The organism is Hymenobacter montanus (assembly GCF_014699115.1).
Taxonomy (GTDB): domain Bacteria; phylum Bacteroidota; class Bacteroidia; order Cytophagales; family Hymenobacteraceae; genus Hymenobacter; species Hymenobacter montanus.
In genome coordinates this window covers 53,102-73,034 of sequence record NZ_JACXAD010000013.1, presented here as the reverse complement: position 1 = coordinate 73,034, position 19,933 = coordinate 53,102, and the positions used below count along the sequence as shown (strand labels likewise).

Sequence of the window (19,933 nt, the reverse complement as noted above, 5' to 3'; positions counted from 1 at the left end):
CCGGTGGGAAAGATTGGTTACTCACAGCGCACGTACGGGCGCAGCTTTTCCCAGTCCGTTGCTTTTAGAACGGGAATTTGTTTTAAATCTTCCACCTGCTTAAAGGGGCCGTGTTGTTGCCGATACGCCACAATGAGGCGGGCCCGGGGCTTGCCGATGTATGGGTGCACGTACAGTTCGTCGAATGAGGCGGTGTTTACGTTCACCAGCTTGGGGCTGAAGCCGGGCGCTACGAAGGTATATTTCTTGAGGCTGTCGCGTAAATCGGGCGCATCTTTCAGCACAAAGACTTCATCTAGCTGCTCTTCGCGCAGGTAGCCACCCAGCTGATTGCGGTACCTTACCACCCACTTCGCCCGGCTCCGTCCGATACCGCGAATCTGCATCAGCTGGGTAGTGTCGGCGGTGTTTAGGTCGAAGGGCTGCAGGTTGCGCGGGCGAGGCCGGGAGGACCTGTCAAACAACTGGTGGTCGGCTGCGTTGGCCGGGGCAAACGGCGGAAACTTACCATCGGGCCCGCGCCGGGCGGCCGCGTAGGCAGGCGGCTCATTGCGCTTGGGAGCTTCTTCGGGCAGCTGCATGAAGGGCGCCAGGCGCTGGTACACCGAGTCGGTCAGGCCATACATCTTCTTCAACTGGGCTTTGGCCTTAAAACCACCTGCCGCCTCCCGGTACTTCACGATGCGGCCCGCTACGAAGTGCGGCACGCCCCGGGCTTCCCAATCCTGGGCCGTTAGGGCATTGGGGTTGAAGGGAGCGAGCCGCACCTGCGCCACGGTGGGGTAGCGCGCATGGCCGTGCCCGCCGCGGCCTTCCCGCTGCGGGAAGGCCGCCGTCGCGCTCGGGGTGGTTGTGCGGTGATCTTTCAGCGAAGCTACCAGCTCATTCAGCTCCTGCTGGTCGGCGGCCGGTAAATACACGGGCAGGTCGGGGCGCAGCAGCAGGGGAGCGACAATGGCGGCTACTACCACCAGGAGGAGCACCGCCATACCCCGGACTTCGCTGCGTGAGTAGCCGAAGTAGCGCCGCACCCAGCGCCCTGGGCCGGCATTATGCCAGGACCAGCGGGACCGCGGTAGGGGTGGCGTAGCAGCCATGGGCAGAAGCTCCAACGCACGGTTGGAAAAAAGGCGGGAATGAGAAAAAGGACTGAGCTAGCCAGTTGGCGGTTGCGACACTGACCCCAGCCAGCAAGTTTAAGAAAAATCCCGGAATACGAACACGTTGGACACTTATCACCAATGCTCTCGCGCACCAGCAGCCGCCTGAAGCCAGGGCACCCGCCGGCGAAGCCCACCGCCGAAGCCCGCTGCCACGGCGGTCGACTTACTACCGCACATCGACCACGGTAGCTACTTTAACGAGCTTACGCGGGAGCCCGGGTTGCTTGCTCGGGGCCCCCAGTGGCGTCTTGGGCCGCTGGGTTGTGACGGCCACCCAGTCGTTTATTCTCTTCAGGGCGTCGGGCGAGAACGTGGGCTGCTGCACGCCGTTGACCATTGGCCACTGGTTGGGTGCCGGCTGAAATAAGTGGTTGACGCCGTTGAGCCGGTAGGAGGTAACGTTGCGGTGAGCGTTGTGCAAGGTCCGCCGTAAAGGCGTCATGTTCTTCTTGGCTGATACCTGCAAATCGGCCGTGCCGTTGAGCAGCAGCACCGGGCACCGCACCTTGGCTAAATGAGTCTGCGGGTCAAAATCAAAGAAGAAGCGGGACCACGGCGAGGTAAGCTGCGCGGCGCGGGCCCGGGCCATACTCTCGTCGATACCCGTATTGGCGCTGCTCAACAGCGACGCTACTCTGGTTTGGGCGAGGGCGTTGTTAGGGGTCTGGCGAATGATGTTGACGGTGCGGGCATACAGGTCCCGAGCTGCTTTCACTTGCCCGGGGTCGGCTCCAATCAAGCGCATAATTTCACCTTGCTGGCGGAGCAGCACCTGGTAGCCCGACTGACCGTAGGCCGCCAACGACACTACGAACGCCGGGGCCGGACCCGACTTGGCGGCCGTGAGCAGGGCCACGTTGGCTCCTTCGCCGTGCCCAAGCAAGCCCACGTGCTGCGGCGCAATGAGCGGCCGAGACCGTAAAAAAGAGATGGCGGCCTGCGCATCCGTGACAAGGTCGGCGGTGGTGGAGTTGGTGTGCGAACCGCTTGATTGACCCACGCCCCGGTCATCGAACCGTAATACGGCAATACCGTGGCGGGTAAGGTAATCAGCCAGTTGGCCAAACATGCGGTAGCCGGCCACTTCCACGTCGCGGTCCTGGGCGCCAACGTCCGACAGCAGGGCTACGGCCGGGAAAGGCCCCGAGCCGGCTGGCACGGTGAGGATGCCCCCCAGGTGATGTTGACTAACTGTATTTTGGAAGGTTACCTTGGTTTCGCGATAGGGTGGCGCCATCGGAAAATGGGCAGCCATCGGCTTGGCTGCGGCCCGTTGTAGCACCATTGGGGATTTTAGCCCGGGCTGCGTCCAGGTGCCACTCAGCTCGGCCCCGTTGCCCAGAACTTTACCGGTAAAACTGCTCCCGGCCTGCTCAATGCGTAGCTTGAGGTCGGTGCCGTGTAATTCCACCTCCACCGGCATGCGGTTGATGCGCTGCTGGGGCGCGTCGAGGGCTCCGTAGTACGTGCCGTTGGTCAGCGGCACAATCGTGATGATGACCATGATTCTCCCGCCCACCATCTTCAGGGGGCCTTTCCACTGACCGTTAAGGGGAGCTGGAAGCGAGCCAGCCGTAGCGAGAGGTGCTTGAGCAAGTAAAGCAAGCAGAGTTAGCAGGCCGAAAAAATAGCGGATCATGATAACTGATAGTATAAACTAGGATTATAATATAAAAACAAAAGCCAACACTGTAAAATACAATAATTGTACTTCGACGCCGGCCGCTTAGCAATTACGGAAAAAATGGGCCGTAATGCCAGGCCCGCGAAAAATTAGCTGGCAGTGCTCATAACGGTAAATGAATGCAAAAGTCTAATCGTCATAATATTACATATAATGCATGACTTACAATAGTTGTTAATATCAACTGACGAGGCTACCAGGATGTTGCGACGGTCGCAGGTGCGGTAGAGCAGGGCTAAGGTCCGGCGGAAATGCTTACGGAGCTATATCTGGCAATCATTCGGGTGCTTGGCGGCCCGCAACTCTTGGCGGCCGGCATTTCAGAGGACAGACCTTCCCAAAACACAACGTGCTTAGGCGTATCATAGCCCTCCGTTTTTTCTTACGCCGCGTCCGGTAGAGCTACCACCAGTGGCTCCGGCTGGTAGTACCTGTTTGCCCGAGTGCCACGATGCGCGCCCGGGCAAACAGGCTTTCGATGAAGTACTACATTACTGTCGGGCCTGGAAGGTGAAAGAGTCTATTAGCAATAAAACAGCAGAGTTTTAAAAGCCAGAATAACCTCGGCCAGGCAATATGCGCAGCGCAGTTGGAAGTGGAGCTACCGACTCACCCGTCATTTCCGACGCCTCACTGGAGTTTGGCCTCGCTTCGCCTTTCTTTTCGGGGCTGCCCTGGGCTGTAGCACGTACTTCACAGAGAGTTTTACGCTACCTGGCCAGGCTTCATCTACGGCTTCTTACTGCTGGGCCTCCTAAAATATCGACTTGGACCCTATGAAAACGCTGCGGTACTTTTTTATGGTCACGGATGTGGCGTTTGTGCTGTACTGGCTCCTGACGCTTACGCATGCGCTGCCGGAAGCCTACCTTTTCAAGGATTATCACCACCCCCTATTGGCTGCTTGGAACTGGTCGTTTTTGCCGCTGGATCTGCTGGTATCGGCTACGGGTTTTTACGCGCTGTACCTGCATGGCCGGCAGCGGAATGCCTGGCGCGGCTACGCGCTGGTGTCGTTGGTACTCACGAGTTGCTCGGGTTTGCAGGCGGTGGCCTTCTGGGCTCTGCGCCAGGATTTCGACCTGGTGTGGTGGATACCTAACCTATACCTGCTGCTCTACCCGCTGGCGTTTCTGCCCGGTTTGTTGCGGTCTTTGGCCGACCCTAACGTTGCCTTGAACGGCCACTGAGCCAACCCAGGCGGCTACTTTCGCCGGGCCAATCCAGTGGGGCCCGAAGGCCGTCTGACTTCTGGCTGGGATAGAACTGCCCGGGCTATTTTGCGGTATGCTGCATCAACCAATCGCCGATAACCTGAAGAGCAGCGGGAGCAAAGGTTTCCTCGATAAGGGCGTATTCTTCTGGCCCGCCCGTTTTAGCCGTCTGAAATAAGTGGTTGAGACCGGGCAGCTCCTTAACCGTAACATCGCGGTTACCGCCTGCCCTTAGAGCAGCGGTCGTGGCAGCGAGGTTTTGAGCAGCAACTACCTGCATATCCTTGCTGCCGCCCAGGGCCAGCACGGGGCAGCGCACCTTGGGCAAGGATACGGCGGGACGATCGGCCAGCAGATGACGATAAAAGGGGGACGTGTAAGCTGCCAGCTGTGGCTCTAGCTGAGCCAGTACCTGCGGACTAGCCGAATGGGTAGGGTCGAACAAGGCGAGAAGCTGGGCGCGAGCCTGAGCATCGTCGGCAGTCTTTTGGATGATCTGGAAAATGGTGCGCTGCATCTTCTCAACGGCGGCCAATTGAGCCGCGCTGTTGGTTTTTAGGCGCGTCAGGGCCAGAAATTGTTGCACCATCATTTCGTCGCCGGCCAAGCCCGGGGCGGCCAGGAGCACTAAAAAGTTGGGCCCGGCCGCCTGCCCCGCCGCCCCAATGGCCGCCGTGCCCCCGGCACTGTGGCCGATGAACCCTACCTGGCTCTTGATGATGCCGGGCTGAGCGCGCAGCCAAGCCAGGGCTGCCTGCGCATCGGTGGTATAGTCGGCGCTGGTCATGCCCTGCTGGGTGCCGCCCGACTGGCCTACGCCCCGGTCATCGAAGCGCAGCACGGCCAAGCCGCGGCGGGCGAGGTAATCGGCCAGCACGGCAAAGGGCTGGTGGTTCAGGATGCTTCCGTTGCGGTCTTGTGGGCCCGAGCCGGTGAGCAGTATCACCGCCGGAAAAGGACCTTTGTCAGCCGGTACGGTATAGGTGCCGGCCAGCGTTACATTGGCCTGCTCGTTTTTGAAAGTGATGTCGGCGGCTTGGTAGGGGAAGGGGGGCTGGGGCGTTTGCGGGCGGTTGGGCGGGGTGGTGGCCGCAGCAGCGTTCGAGCCGTTGCGGCTCAAGGTGAGGGGAAGCACCCGCAAACCCTGCTGCCATTCGCCCACCAGCTGCTGGTCGTCGGCCGAACGGCGGCCCGCGAACTGGGCGACGGGACGGGCCAAGCGCAGGTATACGCTGTCGCCGGGGGCGGTAAATTGCATGGCCATGCCTTGCACGTGCTGGGCGGGAATGTCGAGGGTCGCCGAGCGCGCCCCGGTAGCTGGGTCGGTGAGGTGCATGGCGAAATCAATGGGTCCGAGCGTGCCGAACCAATCGCCAGTGAGGCTGGGGCGAGCCGTTTGGGCGCGGGTACCAGCCGCCACCGTTAAAGCGACAACCGCAGTGCAGAACAGGTAGCGGAAAAAGGTCGGCATAAAAGTAAGCTTATAGGAGAGGGTTCGCTATTCAATTTAGAAAGTAGCAGTTCGATTAAGGTAGCGCAGGTAGCGACTTCGTTTTTGCACCGCCACTCCCCATGAGCTTCGGCATTGGGGCGACGGTTTGTGGAACTTGACAAAGCGCCGCGAGCCAGCTAAGAACAACCATTCAGGAAGGTAATAGAGCATCGGACAGGAATAAGCGGGAGGTTAAGAAAAACGCAACATTATCGCCCCGCCGGTCAGCGTTCCGATAAGACTGGCTAATGGTCACAGCCGGGCCCCTGCCGTACCTTCGCCGGCTCAAGCAGCGGTAACCGGGCCGAAACCTTCCGCCCCCCTTCCGGTGTTAATCCAGCTATGTCCAAGAAAGACTCGTTACAAGTTTCGGCGCCTGCCGATAGCGTCATCGACCAGCTCGACCCGCGCGAATTTATTCTTATCAAAAACGCCCGGGTACACAACCTTAAAAACCTCAGCGTGGCCTTGCCGCGCAATCAGTTCATTGTCGTCACGGGCCTGAGCGGCTCGGGCAAGTCGAGCCTGGCATTTGATACGCTCTACGCTGAAGGCCAGCGCATGTATGTAGAAAGCTTGAGCAGCTACGCCCGCCAGTTTTTGGGCCGTATGGATAAACCCGATGTGGACTACATCCGCGGTATTTCGCCGGCCATTGCCATCGAGCAGAAGGTCAGCATCAAGAATAACCGTTCCACGGTGGGCACCAGCACCGAGATCTACGATTACCTCAAGCTCCTGTTCGCGCGGGTGGGCCGGACGTTTTCGCCCGTCAGCGGCGAGCAGGTGCGCAAGGATAACGTGGCCGACGTCGTTGACTTTCTGGCCGCTCAGCCCGCAGGCACCAAGGCCATGGTGCTGGCCCCGCTCTTCCCCGAGAAAGGTCGCCCAATGAGCAAAGAGCTGGATTTGCTGCTGCAAAAAGGCTACAGCCGGGTGGTGGTCAATGGGGAGACGGCCTTTATCGAGGAGCTGCTCGGCGCGGGCAAGCCGGAGGTAGAGGGCGAGGTTTTCATCATGATTGACCGCGCCGTGCTGCGGCCGAACGACGAGGATTTGCTGTTTCGCCTCTCTGATTCAGTCCAAACTGCCTTTTTCGAAGGCCACGGCACCTGTTTGGTGCAATTAACAGCGGAGGCGGCCGAGAACGAACAGCCACGCACCAAAACCTTCTCCGACAAATTCGAGCTGGACGGCCTGACGTTCGAGGAGCCCAGCGTGAACTTCTTCTCCTTCAATAACCCGTACGGGGCCTGCCAGACCTGCGAAGGCTTTGGCTCGGTGCTGGGCATTGATGAGGATCTGGTGATTCCGGATAAGAGCCTGACGGTTTACGAAGGCGCCATCGCCCCGTGGCGCACCGAGAAGCAGGGTGAGTGGCTGAAGCCGCTGCTCAAGAATGGCATCCGCTTCGACTTTCCCATCCATCGTCCATACAACGAGTTGAGCGAAGCCGAGCAGCGCCTGCTGTGGACGGGCAACAAGTACTTCCAGGGGCTGAATGCCTACTTTAAGTGGGTGAGCGAGCAAACCCACAAAATTCAGTACCGGGTGCTGCAAAGCCGCTACCGCGGGCGCACCACCTGTCCTGACTGCCGGGGCACCCGCTTGCGAAAAGATGCGCAGTACGTAAAAATCGACGGTCGCAACATTGCCGACATCGTGTTGCTGCCCATCTCCGAAGCGCTGCACTTTTTCGCGAACCTCCGCCTCGGTGAGCACGAGGCCAAGGTAGCCGAACGCCTCGTGACGGAAGTGACCAACCGCCTGGGGTACCTCAACCGCGTAGGACTGGGGTACTTAACCTTGAATCGCTTGAGCAACACGTTGAGCGGGGGCGAGAGCCAGCGAATTTCGCTGGCCACGTCGCTGGGTTCGGCCCTGGTGGGCTCCATGTACGTGCTCGACGAGCCCAGCATTGGCCTGCACCCCAAGGATGCCGAACAGCTGATTGGCGTGCTGCGCTCGTTGCAGCAGCTCGGCAATACCGTGGTGGTGGTGGAACACGAGGAGAAAATGATGGAGGCGGCCGACCAGATTATCGACATCGGCCCCGAGGCCGGCAGCGGCGGCGGCAACCTCATGTTTCAGGGCACGATGGCCGAGCTGTTGCAGGATACCCAAACCTACACCGGTAAGTACCTGAGTGGCCAGTTGGCGGTACCCGTGCCCGCGGTGCGCCGACCCTGGCGCAATGCCCTGGAGCTGACGGGGGCGCGTGAAAACAACCTCAAAAATGTGAGCGTGAAAATTCCCCTCGGGGTGATGACGGTCGTAACGGGCGTATCGGGCTCGGGCAAGTCCACGCTCATCAAGCGCATCTTGGCGCCGGCGCTGATGAAAATGCTCGGCGGGGGCGCGGGCGAAAGCACGGGTAAGTTCGACCGGCTCAGCGGCGTGAACGGGCAGGTGTCGCACGTCGAGTTCGTCGACCAGAACCCCATTGGTAAGTCGTCGCGCTCGAACCCGGTTACCTACGTGAAAGCTTATGACGCCATCCGAACGTTGTTTTCGGAGCAGCCGCTGGCCAAGGCGCGGGGGCTCAAGCCGTCGCACTTCAGCTTTAACATCGACGGGGGGCGCTGCGAAGTATGCCAGGGCGAAGGCCAGGTGAAGATTGAGATGCAGTTCATGGCCGACATCTTCCTGACGTGCGAGGGGTGCGGCGGCCGTAAGTTCAAGCAGGACATTCTGGAAATCAAGTTCCAGGATAAGGGCATCGACGAGGTGTTGGAACTCACGGTTACCGATGCCGTACAGTTCTTCAAAAGCCAACCCAAAGTGGCCGAACGCCTCAAGCCACTCGAAGATGTGGGCCTGGGCTACATCCGCCTCGGGCAGTCGGCCAACACGCTTTCGGGCGGGGAGGCCCAACGCGTGAAACTAGCTTCGTTTCTAACCAAAGGAGCTACATTGCAGCACGACAAAATTCTATTTATCTTCGATGAACCCAGTACTGGCCTGCACTTCCACGACATCAGCAAGCTGCTCACGGCCCTGAATGCCTTGGTTGAGCAGGGCAACTCGGTGCTCATCATCGAGCACAACGTCGACATCATCAAATGCGCTGACTGGCTGATTGACCTTGGCCCCGAAGGTGGCCTGAACGGCGGCCACCTGCTCTTTGAAGGCACGCCCGAAGAGCTGGTGAAGCTGAAAGATACCAACCATACCGCTCGGTTTTTGGCTGATAAAGTATAACGTGGTGGCGTAGCCCGGCCTGGGTTCCACGCCTCTCTTCCGCTCTACTACCCGGTGCTTTCCCGTTTGCCGCCTGTATCGCTGGCAGGCCACCTAATCCAGCTTACCTAATTGATGCGTAGGTGTATCACCTATCTCTTTGTTTATGACGACTGCTGCCTCTTTTCCCGACGCTGCCACTCCCAACCATTCGCTCACCGGGCGACTCTGGCGCTGGGTAGCGGCTGTGAGCATTTTTGGCAACATTTTTCTGAATGCCTATTCAAATATCCACCCATTTCATGGGCAAACCATGGCGCAGGTGTCGGCTAAGTACCCAACGCTGGTTACGCCGGCCGGGTATGCGTTCAGTATTTGGGGGATAATTTTTCTGGCCTTGGCGGTGTACGCCGTGTGGCAGCTATTGCCGGCGCAGCATAAATTGTCGTTGCCCGATGCTATTGCCAAACCGCTGACGGTGGCCAACCTGGCCTGTGCCGCCTGGATTGTGCTGTTTGCGTACGAGTTGATTATGCCTAGCGTATGGGTCATGCTGCTTATTCTGGGCAGCCTAGCCATTACCTATGGCGAGGCGCGCCGGCAGGTGTTTACCGGTGCGGCACCCTCGCTGGCCAGCGTGCCATTTTCGCTGTTTTTGGGGTGGATTTCGGTGGCCACGGCTGTCAACATCACCATCGGAATACGCCTGCTCAGCTGGGAAGTCGCCGAAGATCTTTCCACGAAGCTGACCCTGGGGGTGCTGGTTATTATCGTTCTGCTGGCCTTGCTAATCAGCCGGATATTTCGGGATATGGTATTTCCACTGGTAGTGGCCTGGGCCCTGGTGGGCATTTGGGTGGTGCGCCTGCGCGAGGACTTGCCCGATTTAGCCTGGGGGGCGCTAGCCGGAGCAACAGTGGTCACCATTGCGGGCGTAGTGCTGGCGCGGCTGGGCGGGCGCAAACAGCCGTGGGAATTGCGCGACCAGGCCGCTGCCGCCGCGGAAGCTGAGATTGCCGCCCGCAATTCAGTGAGGGCCGCCGAATAGCCGGGCGAGGCTGGCTGCGCTCGATTTCTTGCGGCGAGGATTTTGGCAGTTAGCTGGGCGGGTAATACTCCTCTGTTCACTTGCTTCCCTGCTTAGTACTATCCGCTTAGCCGGCGCTGCCTGGACCCTCACTTACGTATAAGGGTAGGCCTATTTATTGTTCAGGGCAATTGCTGCCAGCGCTTTCGGGTTACTCACGGCCTGCGCTACCGGCATCTTCTTCATGCCATCGTCATCGCCGATGCCAGTGCTCAGCGTCAATTGCTCGGGTATTTGGGGGGCTTTATCAAAGATTGTAGCGTACAACAACACGGCAGCGGTAAATCCGCCATCATTGAGTATGTGCAGGCTATTATGGCCAAAACGGAGATTGTCCTTGCCGTTTATTTCGTGCTTATAGCCTTCCTTGCCCTCGTAGGCATCTTTTATAGCATCGCCCAAGCGGAACAGGCCGGCGTTTCCGCTCTCCTGCATCACCGCTAGCGCGTTCTTGCGCATTTCTTCGTGATACTGGTTGAATTCTTCACCATCGCCTTCGTAAGGTACGGGGCTCATGCCTTCGTAGATATAGATGGCCGCTCCTGGGCTGTTCTTACGAATTTTTTCCGCCATCATTTTTACCTGGGCTTTGTACTTATCTACCTCCTCCAGGGCTACCGGCGTTTGCTCCTGCAATAACACATAGTCATAATAATTACCATCCGTATCGGCCTTCGCGAAATTCTTTTCTGCTTCGGCTTTATGGTCGTTATAGATGTCACTGATATCCACCCCCATAGTTACCAGCTTATCCACGCTCATGGGCTGGTTGTTAGCTTCGCAGAGTTCACCAAACACAGTAGGCAGGCTTATATAATATTCCGTATGGCTATTACCCACAAAAAGAATCCGTGGCTTGCCTTGTGCGACGGGAGCCTTAGGGCGGACAATAGCTCCTTCCGAATCTTTGCTACTAGCAGTACCGCCAGTGTTATCAGAGGTACCTACATCTTGGCAGGATGATCCAAAAACTGCGATTGCGCCGAGTAATAGTAGAGCCTTTTTCATTCTGAACCGAGTTTTAATGAATTCCAAATGTAGTAATTTACGAGTAATAGGCAAATATTTATAGTAATATTTATGATTTGCAGCGTTGGTCAAAGCATCGTGCCAAAGGTTGTTCCAGGCAAAGGTGCCACGCTCGGGGCCGACGGGCACCACCTGGTACGTCGCTGGCGTCTTGCCCCGCGGCGGGTGTGCCGTCATTAAAAGGTGGTGCTAATAGCTGCTCCAGACGATGCCCGCCGTGAATAGCTATCCCACTACTGCTGGCGACATTGAATGTGGCAGCCGACATGGCCAGGTTCTCAGCGTAGCGCACAAAGAGCAGAATTGTGAACCCAGAGTTTCCTTGATTTAGCCCGGGTTTCCAGGTACAGCGTAGCGAGGTGGCGCCAGGTTGGTGGGATTCATCGTGCCGAAAGCAGCTTCCAGGCTAGCTTTGCGGGTAAGACTCCCCACTTCACTTGCTTCCCTACTCCTAACATGCGCCAAAACCTCGTCGCCGGCAACTGGAAAATGAACCTGACCTATTCTGAAGGTCTCGCCCTGGTTAGCGAAATTACCCGGTTAGCCAGGGCCACGGCGGCCGGAGCCGCTCAGCCCGAAGTTGTTATTTGCCCGCCTTTCCCGCTGTTGTACGGCGTTGGTGAGCACTTGCCGCCGAGCAATAAGTTTCACTTGGGGGCGCAGAACTGCCACCACAAAGAGAGTGGGGCTTTCACGGGCGAAGTGTCGGCCAGGGTGCTGGCCTCCGTGGGCTGCGAGTACGTTATTCTGGGCCACTCCGAACGTCGGCAGTACTTCCGCGAAGACGATGAGTTGCTGGGCCAAAAGCTGAAAGCCGCGCTGGCCGCTGGCCTGAAGCCCATTTTCTGCGTGGGCGAGTCGCTCGACACGCGGGAGGCCGACGAAACATTCGACTTCATCGGCCGGCAGCTTACCGACGGGCTATTCCACCTCAGCAACCAGGAGTTCGACCGGGTCACGATTGCCTACGAGCCGATCTGGGCCATTGGCACCGGCCGCACGGCCACCAGCGCCCAGGCGCAGGAGGTGCACGCCTTCATCCGCGAGCGGATTGCCCGCGCCTACGACGCCAAAGCGGCCCTGAACACCACCATTCTCTATGGCGGCTCGGCCAACGCGCAGAACGCACGGGAGCTTTTCTCGCAGCCCGATGTTGATGGCGGACTGATTGGCGGCGCCTCGTTGAAAGCGGCGGATTTCATGGCCATCGTCCAGTCGTTTTAAGCAGGGCTTATCGTCGTTCCTGGAAACTGCCTAAGCTTATCATATTGGGTTCTTGCCGGGCAAAAAAATATTAGCAGTTCTGCCCGAGGGTGAGCTGCGTCGGGCTAACCTCCACGTTGGGGTGATACACCAAGCGGTTGAAAGTACCGTACTCATCCACGACAAACGGCGCGCCCCCGTCAGACCGGGTATAAGTGGCCGTAGGCTGGGGGTTGAGCGGGGTTTCGTAAATGAGCGCCACTGTGTTATAAGTGGGAATGGCGACCGAGCGCAAGCGGTTGAGCAGGCCGGGGGTGGCAAGGTTCTGCACGTACTCCCAGTTCGTACCGCCATTAGTGGTTTTGTACAGGCTACTGGCCGAGCCACAGGCCCAGCCGTAGGTGTCGTTGAAGAAGGCGATGGAGGAGAGTGACTGCGTGCCTGGGTCGGTGCTGGTCCATTGGGCCTGGGCAGGAGTGCCTAAAAGGAGCGCGGCGATGGAGATGCTGTTTTCATAGAATGAGTGCGTCTGTGATGGCCGTTGAGTGGAGGTGGTCTGTTAAAGCATGTAAAAGTATACTTATTTTGTTAACCAGATTTTTGTGTAATGAGCAGATAAGGAAAAGATGCTAATTGTCATGGGGCATAATATAGACCACTGATAAAATGCTTATAATTTTATCAGTGGTCTATATTATGAGAAAAGCGAATATGTTTTCCATAAACTATTGCTGGTGGATGCCGTTTTAAGTTTAGAGTTGTGAATGTCGTTAAAGTATAATATTTTACTTGGCTCTATACTTTTTAATAAGATAATATCCTCATTAAAATTACTGATTTTTATTTGATGCAATTATAGGTCAATTATCGCCATTTTGAAGTCATTTATAAAAATTACTCTGCTGAACATCGGTAGGTATATTGAACCAAGGGCATACAATAGGGGCCCTCCAAAATAGGTGCCTTTATACACTATTCGCTCATTAATCATGATAGAACCAACTTCAGGACAGCCCTGACATATCTCATGGAGTCCTACATAGCTTATTTCGGTACCTTCAAACACATATTTCTGCTTGAATCCAGAGTGATGTATCATCTGATTATAGTTGGAGTTGATTGTATTATATTCCATGAAGGTAATGCATATAGTTACTTCCTAAACCTAGATCAATCCCCGCTACTATTTAGAACCTTTTTGCCACCAGAAGAATAATTGTACAGATATTTCCCACTGGTATCCATAACAATCATGCAATCATACCCCGCACAATTGTTAGGGCGAATTGTCTTATAAACTTGAGAAATTAAAGCTGTGTCAGTATTTGATCTTTGGACATAACAATTTATATAATATACTTCGCATGGTATAGGTTCTAATAATAGAGTTTCTTTATAAGTGTCATTTATGTGCTTGATTTTATTTTTCAATTCTTTGTCAAGAGGGCATAGTGTACCACATCCTGAGAGGAGAAAAAGTGCGAAGAGGAATAAATTTTGTTTACTTTCCATACAATCCAATTGCAGCTTTTATTGAAAACATTATGCCCTCTTTTTGATAATAGTAATCATTCCACCACTTAATTTCCGTCTTGTTATGAATCGCATCATTCCATTCGAAAGCAGTAGCATTACCATTTCGAGCAGGACGACCCATTAAAGCATTCATGATATTACCGCTTGCTCTATCATTCAATAGAAAGCCTTTACTTTCATTACCCCATCCAATTAGCTATGCAGAAGTTGGTCCGTATCTCTCTGCGATTAGAAACATGCCCATTCTATGCTCAAGAGAATTTAATTTCGGGCCACCATTATTATCAACCCAGTAATGCGTCATGATTGAAAGATAAGTGCCATCGGAAACTATGGCAACACCGACTCTAAATGATGTATTTTTGGAATAATACCCAAATTATATTGGGTTAAATCATTCCATTTTGGTTTGATGAAGCTCAACAGTCTGTTTGGACTCTGCTACACTGCATTTCTAATTTAAAAGACATTGATGTCACTACCTCTATAAGTTCTGAAGTAGTACCAATTATTTTTAATCTTATTAATCTTTCTTATGCGTTTTATATTGTCTGGTATATCTTCTATACCTTTGGCATACACAAAGACTAGCATATAATGCTTTCCCTCTGTTTTACTTACTGGAAAATCTTCAACAAGAAGATCAAAATAAGATCTATTGTTGTTTTTTAACTCAGCATATGTTGAGTCCTCAAGCTTTGAATAAAACAAAGCGTATTTGGGAGTCGTTTCTATAGACAGTAAGTCCAATCTATTCAATTCATCTACTAAGTGCCAAACTTCATCTTCATTGCAATTATCATTCTTTATCAGTCTTTTGAAGCCTAGAATTCTTTCAAATGTAAAATAGTATTTTTCAGTTCTATGTGCTACCATTCTCATGCCATTAGGCCAGATGTACGCAGATAAGAAAGTTTTACTCTTACAGAATTGGCTGTCATGATATAAAGCTAATGCATTATTTACTGAATCCTGCTTTGTGCAGGAAGTAAATGCCTGCTGCATTATTATAGAGATCAAAACAATGCCACCTATTTGGGTGTAATTCATTTTATTTGCCATAGCCTAGTCTTATTTCAGTTCTCCATCCATCACGAATTGCACGTTGGTCTTATTTTGGATTAGGATTTTGCAAATCATTTAAATTTTTTAAATTAGCCGAACTGAGGATTGGTTTTAGTGTGCAGAAAATTGAAGTATTATGGGTCAAGCAAAGCATAGTATGCAGTATTATTCCTTGTTTTTTTAAGAAGTAAAAAATTTGAGCTAAAACATTACACAGCTCGAATTAGTTAGATAAAAATCTAAAACTCGGTAAAACTCTTCGCTACGATCTTATACTTGCCACCACATAGGCAATAAATATAATTATCTAATACACTTTCTTTGTCTTTATACAAGTGTATTGCAAGTGTAAGTGAATGAAATAAGTAATCGGCAAAAACAAAGCATTCCTCTATTGGAAAAAGCGTTTGGTTTAGATCCTTATAGTAGGGCATTCCTATCCAGTCCTCAAATTTGAATCTGACATTTAAAAAGTTGTCTAAAGGATAAAACCTAAAAAAGTTATCATCGTACTCGCCTCTACTTCCATTCAAGTATAGAAAATATTCCTGCAAATCGGTGGGAATACTTATCCTATGCTTCTGTTCAAAGTCAGTTATATTATCCTCTGTAATATCTTTAATTAAATCGGCATCTGTAGTAGCCCAGAGGCTTTGTAAGGCTGAAAGTCTATGTGTCATTTCATTGCGTTAAGAGCTTTCTCAATAAGTGCTAGCCGCTGAGGCTGTATGGTCATTGCGTGTAGCGATGCTTTAGTTGCACGTGCTCCACCCGTTTGAGTAATAATCCGTGTGGCAAGCTCCTTGTATGGTTCAAGCACCCATCTAGGAGTTGGAACGGTACCATTTGATTTAAAAAACGCATTAAGTGCGGGGGAATCCATATTTGTTAGTCTTTGAATAGATTCTTTGTTAATCGATGATTTTTATCAGCCTGGCGGAGCAAGCAACTACTACCTTAGCGTTGAAAACGGCCAAGCCTGAGAGGGGTGGAATCATTCCCCGCAACCAGCAACTAGCAGCCACAACGTGTGCTGGGGCACAGGCACTGTCGTGGAATCGTTATCCCATAGCTTTTGACGACCTTTGGGCCCGAAAGCTACACCACATCCTGGAACTCTACATCTAGCTCAGCTATGTTTTTCTCCTTTTTGCTTACGGCCTTACTGACGGTGCTGCCTGCTCCTAAGGCGCTGGCCGCTGAGCCCTTAGTAGTAGCGCGCCCGCGTGCGGCTGGCCCACTGGAGCCCTGCAAAATTTACGGGTCGGTGTACCTCGAAACCAACCCTAGCCGCCGCAGCTACTGCTTCGGTACGGTATACATCGAACCCGAAGAAGCCTTCGCCGACCTTTTGGTCTTTAAGGAAGACAATAAGCTGTTTGCCGATCGCGCCGGCCTGTGGGCCGAGACTCCCGCCCGCGACTTCGCCGATTACGTACTGTTCGTGACGCCTGACCGCGCGAGGGCCGACTTTGCCATTCACTACACCACGGTACGCTCGTTCGCGGGCTGCAAGAACTAACAGGGCGAACTCTGTAGCTCACCAACTGGGTAGCGCCCTGGTTGCCGGCCAGTTGAGCAAAGCGCTACCAACCCACGACCTCCAAACCCTGACATTTCCGAAGTGGATTTTATTGAACTGACGGTAGAAGCTCCGCGTGAGCTGGCCGACATCCTGGTGGCCGAACTGGCCGAAGTAGGCTTCGACACCTTCGAAGACAACGACGCGGGCTTTTGCGCCTACACCACCGAAGAGGCTTTCAACCCCGACGCGGTATCGGAAATCATGAGTCGCTATGGCGGAATCGGTGAGCTGAACCATTCGCACCGGGTTATCACCCGCCAAAACTGGAACGCGGAGTGGGAAAAGAACTTCCAGCCCCTGATTATTGCCGACCGGGTGTCGGTGCGAGCGCCCTTCCATCCCAAGCCCGCTGGCATCGACTACGACATCGTCATCATGCCGCGCATGTCGTTTGGCACGGGCCACCACGAAACCACGGCCCTGATGCTGGAAAACCAGCTCGACGTGAACCACCAGGGCCGGCGCGTACTCGACATGGGCACCGGAACCGGGATTCTGGCTATTATGGCCGAAATGCTGGGGGCTCGCCAGGTGCTGGCCGTCGACACCGAGCCCTGGACCGTGGAGAACGCCCGCGACAACGCCGTCGAAAACCAGTGCCACCGCATTGAGTGCCGCTTGGGGGGAGTCGAAACGCTGGCCCGGGAAGCCCCTTTCGACCTTATTCTGGCCAACATCAACCGCAATGTGCTCCTCGAAGACATGCACGAGTATGCGCGCCTGTTGCCCAGTGGCCAGCCCTTGCTGCTTAGTGGATTTTACGAGGAGGATTTGCCTAAAATTACCGCCGAAGCCGCCCGTCATGGGTTACGCTATCAGCGCCACCGGACCCTGCGAAGCTGGGTGTCGGCTATCTTTGAGAAAGAGTAGAAATCGTCGGAATAGCCCAAAAGTTATCCGGAAGGTGTTGTCGCGGGTTTGTTCTGTTGAATGGCAAGGCGGCATTCCTTTGTTAGAAGTATCAAAGGAGACCTGTCGGCACTGGAAGACATTACCGGCGCCGGCTGGCCTGGCTTAACCAAAGTTTTCGGCCTTCGCCATCTTTGTTGTGGTAAGCTTGCGGTTGATTCGGCGCTGAAGCTCAACCGTATTTGATCAAATTCAACCATGAAAACAGTGCGCGTGCCAAAGGGAATACTAGCGGCCTTGCTCGTGGGTGGGGTATTGCTGATGGCTTTTCGCCCGCGGCCCAGTGAGGAGGGAATGATTCAGCGCATTGTGCGCCAATTGGGCGAGTTTTATACCGCCGCCCGGGGTGAAAAAGCCTATCTGCACCTCGACCGGCCGGTGTACGCCACTGGTGAAACCATCTGGTTTAGCGCCTATGTGGTCGATGCTTCGCAGCACCAGCTAGATTCCCTCAGCCAAGTGCTGCACGTCGACTTGCTTTCGCCCCAGCGAGTGGTAGTGGCCCGCCGGACCTTGCGCCTGAAGGGTGGCCGGGCCAGTGGCGACCTCGATATTGCCGATTCGCTGGCTGCCGGCACCTACGTGCTGCGGGCTTATACCAATTGGATGCGCAACGCGGGCGACCATTTCGTGTACAGCCGCCGCCTGAGCATCTGGCCTGCTTCGCCCCTGGGGCCGCCGGAAAGCACCCCCGAAACCGCCAAGTCGGCTGGCAAACCCAAGAGCGCGGCCCTCGCCAACAAACCAGACGTGCAGTTCTTTCCGGAAGGCGGCTATTTAGTGGAGGGCCTGTCGGGCGTAGTGGCCTGCAAAGCCACCGACGCCAGCGGCCGGAGCGTGGCGGTGCGGGGCCAGATTCTGAATGCCCAGAATGCCGTAGTAGCAACCTACAGCTCCCGCCACGGGGGTATGGGCCGCTTTACCCTGGTGCCGGGTGCGGGCCAGCGCTACCACGCACACTTTACGCTGCCCGACGGCAGCACGGCCGACTACCCTTTGCCGTCGGTGCAAGCCAGCGGGTATTCGTTGCACGTGGTGGAGAGCGGCGGGGATTTTTTAGTCGCGGCTCAGTATCGGGGACCCGCCGGGGCGCCGGCCCCCGGACCCGTGCAGCTGCTGACCGAGGTACGGGGTATACTGGCCTACCCCAGCCCGCGAACGCTCGCGGGCGACGAGCCCGTCGTTTGGCGGATGCCCAAGAAAAACTATCCGAACGGCATCATTCACTTCACCTTATTCGACAGCCAGGGAATTCCGCAGTGTGAACGCTTGGCTTTCGTGCAGAACGGCCCGGCGGCCCTCCGCGTTACCATTACGCCCGACCAGGCCAGCTACGGCCCCCATTCGCCGGTTCAGCTTACGGTGCGGGTGGTCGACGCGGCTGGGCAGCCCGTGGCCGCCAACCTCTCGGTGGGCGTGAGCGAGGCCGGGCTTAGCGCGCTCGACCCCAACGCCGAAACCATCGCCTCCAACCTGCTGCTGACGTCCGACCTGGTCGGCTACGTCGAAGACCCTGGCTATTACTTTCGGGAGCAGTCGGCGGCCACGGCGCAGGCTCTCGACGACCTGCTGCTGACCCAGGGCTGGCGGCGGTTCGTGTGGAAAGCCGTGCTGGCCGGGCAAGCGCCACCCGTGATCTTCACCCCCGAGCAGGAGATTAGCCTGGTCGGCCAGGTAGTGAGTGAGCACGGCAACCGCCCCATTGCCAACAGCCAGCTGACTTTCTTGCAGGTAAAGCCGGTAAAAAATGTCGCCACAGGCACCACCGACGCGCAGGGCCGCTTCAGCTTCGTGGGCTTTCCGGTGCAGGACACGGCAGTTATCACGCTGCAGGCCCGGCGGGCGCAAGGTGGCAGCAACGTCATCATCCAGCCCGATAATGGTCCGGTGCCCCCCGCGCAGCCCTTACCCGGGTTGCCGCCCGTAGCGACTGCGCCGCCCGGCGTGGCCGCTTTTGTCCGGCGCAGTCGCCAGGCCCAGGCGGCCGACCTGGACCTGCATCCCGAGAAAGGCATGCGCAACATCCGGCTAGCCAACGTGGCTGTGACGGCCAAGCGCGAGACCGTGCCGGCCAACGACTCGCGCCGCCTTTATGGGGCGAAGGGAGGCACCGTAATCAATTTTGCGGATATGCCCTCGGCGCAATCGGGCCTGGGGGTGTTGCAGGTGTTGCAAGGGCGGGTAGCTGGCCTCACCATTAGCGGTAATCCACCCAACATGTCGGTGCAGATCCGGGGGCAGGGCACGCCCCTGTTCATTCTCGATGGCCAACGGGTCGACGTCGATGTCATTAACACCCTGCCGTCTTCCGATATTGAATCCGTCGAAATATTCAAAGGAGCCGAAGCTGCCATTTTCGGCGGTACCGGCGGGGCCATTGCCATCTATACCAAGCGAGCCAACCCCGATTATAAAGGTGCCGACCAGTCCCCGGCTCCCGGCATTGCTACGGTGAAGCTGCCCGGCTTTTACCAGGCCCGTGAGTTTTACCAGCCCCGCTACAACGCCTTGCTCACCAACCCGCCCGTCGACCCGCGCACCAGCACCTTGTACTGGAACCCGGCCGTGCGCACCAATGCCAAGGGCGAGGCCGAGCTCCACTTTTTCACTGCCGACGGCAGCGGGAGCTTTCAGGCCGTGGCCGAAGGCTTGAGCCAAAACGGGCAGCCGGCCCAAGGTATGGGCCCGGTGATAGTGCGCGGCAAGTAGCTTCAGGAATTAAAAATTAAAAATGAAGAATTAAAAATCGGCTGGTCAATTTTTAATTCTTCATTTTTAATTTTTAA

The 19,933-nt window shown here is 55.5% G+C and carries 14 protein-coding genes; 7 read left to right on the top strand and 7 right to left on the bottom strand.

Annotated features, from left to right (window positions below; all coding sequences use genetic code 11):
• Positions 1–17: 17 nt before the first annotated feature.
• Positions 18–1,097 (bottom strand): ComEA family DNA-binding protein, encoded by a 1,080-nt coding sequence (locus IC235_RS12765; RefSeq protein WP_191005569.1) that lies wholly within the window; start codon positions 1,095–1,097, stop codon positions 18–20.
• Between the two features lie 232 nt (positions 1,098–1,329).
• On the bottom strand, positions 1,330–2,802 hold the full coding sequence (locus IC235_RS12760) for an alpha/beta hydrolase family protein (protein ID WP_191005568.1): 1,473 nt from the start codon (positions 2,800–2,802) through the stop codon (positions 1,330–1,332).
• An 821-nt stretch (positions 2,803–3,623) separates the two neighbouring features.
• Here IC235_RS12760 and IC235_RS12755 point away from each other — a divergent pair.
• Positions 3,624–4,037 carry a DUF5360 family protein gene (locus IC235_RS12755; protein ID WP_191005567.1) on the top strand — a complete coding sequence of 138 codons (414 nt, stop codon included), beginning with the start codon at positions 3,624–3,626 and terminating at the stop codon, positions 4,035–4,037.
• 85 nt (positions 4,038–4,122) lie between these two features.
• Here IC235_RS12755 and IC235_RS12750 read toward each other — a convergent pair whose 3' ends face one another.
• A complete protein-coding gene (locus IC235_RS12750) occupies positions 4,123–5,532 on the bottom strand; it encodes an alpha/beta fold hydrolase (RefSeq protein ID WP_191005566.1) in 1,410 nt (469 codons plus the stop codon).
• A gap of 363 nt (positions 5,533–5,895) precedes the next feature.
• Between IC235_RS12750 and uvrA the strand changes: the two genes are divergently transcribed.
• Entirely contained in the window at positions 5,896–8,754 is a 2,859-nt protein-coding gene (gene uvrA / locus IC235_RS12745; RefSeq protein WP_191005565.1) for an excinuclease ABC subunit UvrA, read from the top strand.
• A gap of 145 nt (positions 8,755–8,899) precedes the next feature.
• Complete coding sequence (locus tag IC235_RS12740) at positions 8,900–9,781, top strand: tryptophan-rich sensory protein (RefSeq protein WP_191005564.1); 882 nt, start codon at positions 8,900–8,902, stop codon at positions 9,779–9,781.
• Positions 9,782–9,931: 150 nt separating this feature from the next.
• On the opposite strand, the gene IC235_RS12735 is transcribed toward IC235_RS12740, so the two are convergent.
• Complete coding sequence (locus tag IC235_RS12735) at positions 9,932–11,026, bottom strand: hypothetical protein (protein ID WP_191005563.1); 1,095 nt, start codon at positions 11,024–11,026, stop codon at positions 9,932–9,934.
• Between the two features lie 279 nt (positions 11,027–11,305).
• Between IC235_RS12735 and tpiA the strand changes: the two genes are divergently transcribed.
• On the top strand, positions 11,306–12,073 hold the full coding sequence (gene tpiA / locus IC235_RS12730) for a triose-phosphate isomerase (protein WP_191005562.1): 768 nt from the start codon (positions 11,306–11,308) through the stop codon (positions 12,071–12,073).
• Between the two features lie 70 nt (positions 12,074–12,143).
• Here tpiA and IC235_RS12725 read toward each other — a convergent pair whose 3' ends face one another.
• The 3 genes from IC235_RS12725 to IC235_RS12715 all read right to left on the bottom strand — a co-directional run bounded on the left by IC235_RS12725 (position 12,144) and on the right by IC235_RS12715 (position 15,333).
• Complete coding sequence (locus tag IC235_RS12725; protein WP_191005561.1) at positions 12,144–12,383, bottom strand: hypothetical protein; 240 nt, start codon at positions 12,381–12,383, stop codon at positions 12,144–12,146.
• A 1,664-nt stretch (positions 12,384–14,047) separates the two neighbouring features.
• Positions 14,048–14,650, bottom strand: a complete 603-nt coding sequence (locus tag IC235_RS12720) for a hypothetical protein (RefSeq protein WP_223847268.1) — start codon at positions 14,648–14,650, stop codon at positions 14,048–14,050.
• Between the two features lie 242 nt (positions 14,651–14,892).
• Entirely contained in the window at positions 14,893–15,333 is a 441-nt protein-coding gene (locus tag IC235_RS12715; RefSeq protein ID WP_191005559.1) for an SMI1/KNR4 family protein, read from the bottom strand.
• A gap of 455 nt (positions 15,334–15,788) precedes the next feature.
• Between IC235_RS12715 and IC235_RS12710 the strand changes: the two genes are divergently transcribed.
• The 3 genes from IC235_RS12710 (at position 15,789) to IC235_RS12700 (ending at position 19,856) form a co-directional block, all read left to right on the top strand.
• Positions 15,789–16,175: a hypothetical protein gene (locus tag IC235_RS12710; protein ID WP_223847267.1), complete on the top strand. Its 387-nt coding sequence runs from the start codon at positions 15,789–15,791 to the stop codon at positions 16,173–16,175.
• A 102-nt stretch (positions 16,176–16,277) separates the two neighbouring features.
• Complete coding sequence (gene prmA / locus IC235_RS12705; protein WP_191005558.1) at positions 16,278–17,108, top strand: 50S ribosomal protein L11 methyltransferase; 831 nt, start codon at positions 16,278–16,280, stop codon at positions 17,106–17,108.
• Between the two features lie 237 nt (positions 17,109–17,345).
• On the top strand, positions 17,346–19,856 hold the full coding sequence (locus IC235_RS12700) for a TonB-dependent receptor (RefSeq protein ID WP_191005557.1): 2,511 nt from the start codon (positions 17,346–17,348) through the stop codon (positions 19,854–19,856).
• Positions 19,857–19,933 lie beyond the last annotated feature (77 nt).

Bases quoted from the DNA above. Each gene is read 5' to 3' on its own strand.
- IC235_RS12765 (WP_191005569.1), bottom strand. From the start codon at position 1,097: ATGGCTGCTACGCCACCCCTACCGCGGTCCCGCTGGTCCTGGCATAAT.
- IC235_RS12760 (WP_191005568.1), bottom strand. From the start codon at position 2,802: ATGATCCGCTATTTTTTCGGCCTGCTAACTCTGCTTGCTTTACTTGCT.
- IC235_RS12755 (WP_191005567.1), top strand. From the start codon at position 3,624: ATGAAAACGCTGCGGTACTTTTTTATGGTCACGGATGTGGCGTTTGTG.
- IC235_RS12750 (WP_191005566.1), bottom strand. From the start codon at position 5,532: ATGCCGACCTTTTTCCGCTACCTGTTCTGCACTGCGGTTGTCGCTTTA.
- uvrA (WP_191005565.1), top strand. From the start codon at position 5,896: ATGTCCAAGAAAGACTCGTTACAAGTTTCGGCGCCTGCCGATAGCGTC.
- IC235_RS12740 (WP_191005564.1), top strand. From the start codon at position 8,900: ATGACGACTGCTGCCTCTTTTCCCGACGCTGCCACTCCCAACCATTCG.
- IC235_RS12735 (WP_191005563.1), bottom strand. From the start codon at position 11,026: ATGACGGCACACCCGCCGCGGGGCAAGACGCCAGCGACGTACCAGGTG.
- tpiA (WP_191005562.1), top strand. From the start codon at position 11,306: ATGCGCCAAAACCTCGTCGCCGGCAACTGGAAAATGAACCTGACCTAT.
- IC235_RS12720 (WP_223847268.1), bottom strand. From the start codon at position 14,650: ATGGCAAATAAAATGAATTACACCCAAATAGGTGGCATTGTTTTGATC.
- IC235_RS12715 (WP_191005559.1), bottom strand. From the start codon at position 15,333: ATGACACATAGACTTTCAGCCTTACAAAGCCTCTGGGCTACTACAGAT.
- IC235_RS12710 (WP_223847267.1), top strand. From the start codon at position 15,789: ATGTTTTTCTCCTTTTTGCTTACGGCCTTACTGACGGTGCTGCCTGCT.
- IC235_RS12700 (WP_191005557.1), top strand. From the start codon at position 17,346: ATGAAAACAGTGCGCGTGCCAAAGGGAATACTAGCGGCCTTGCTCGTG.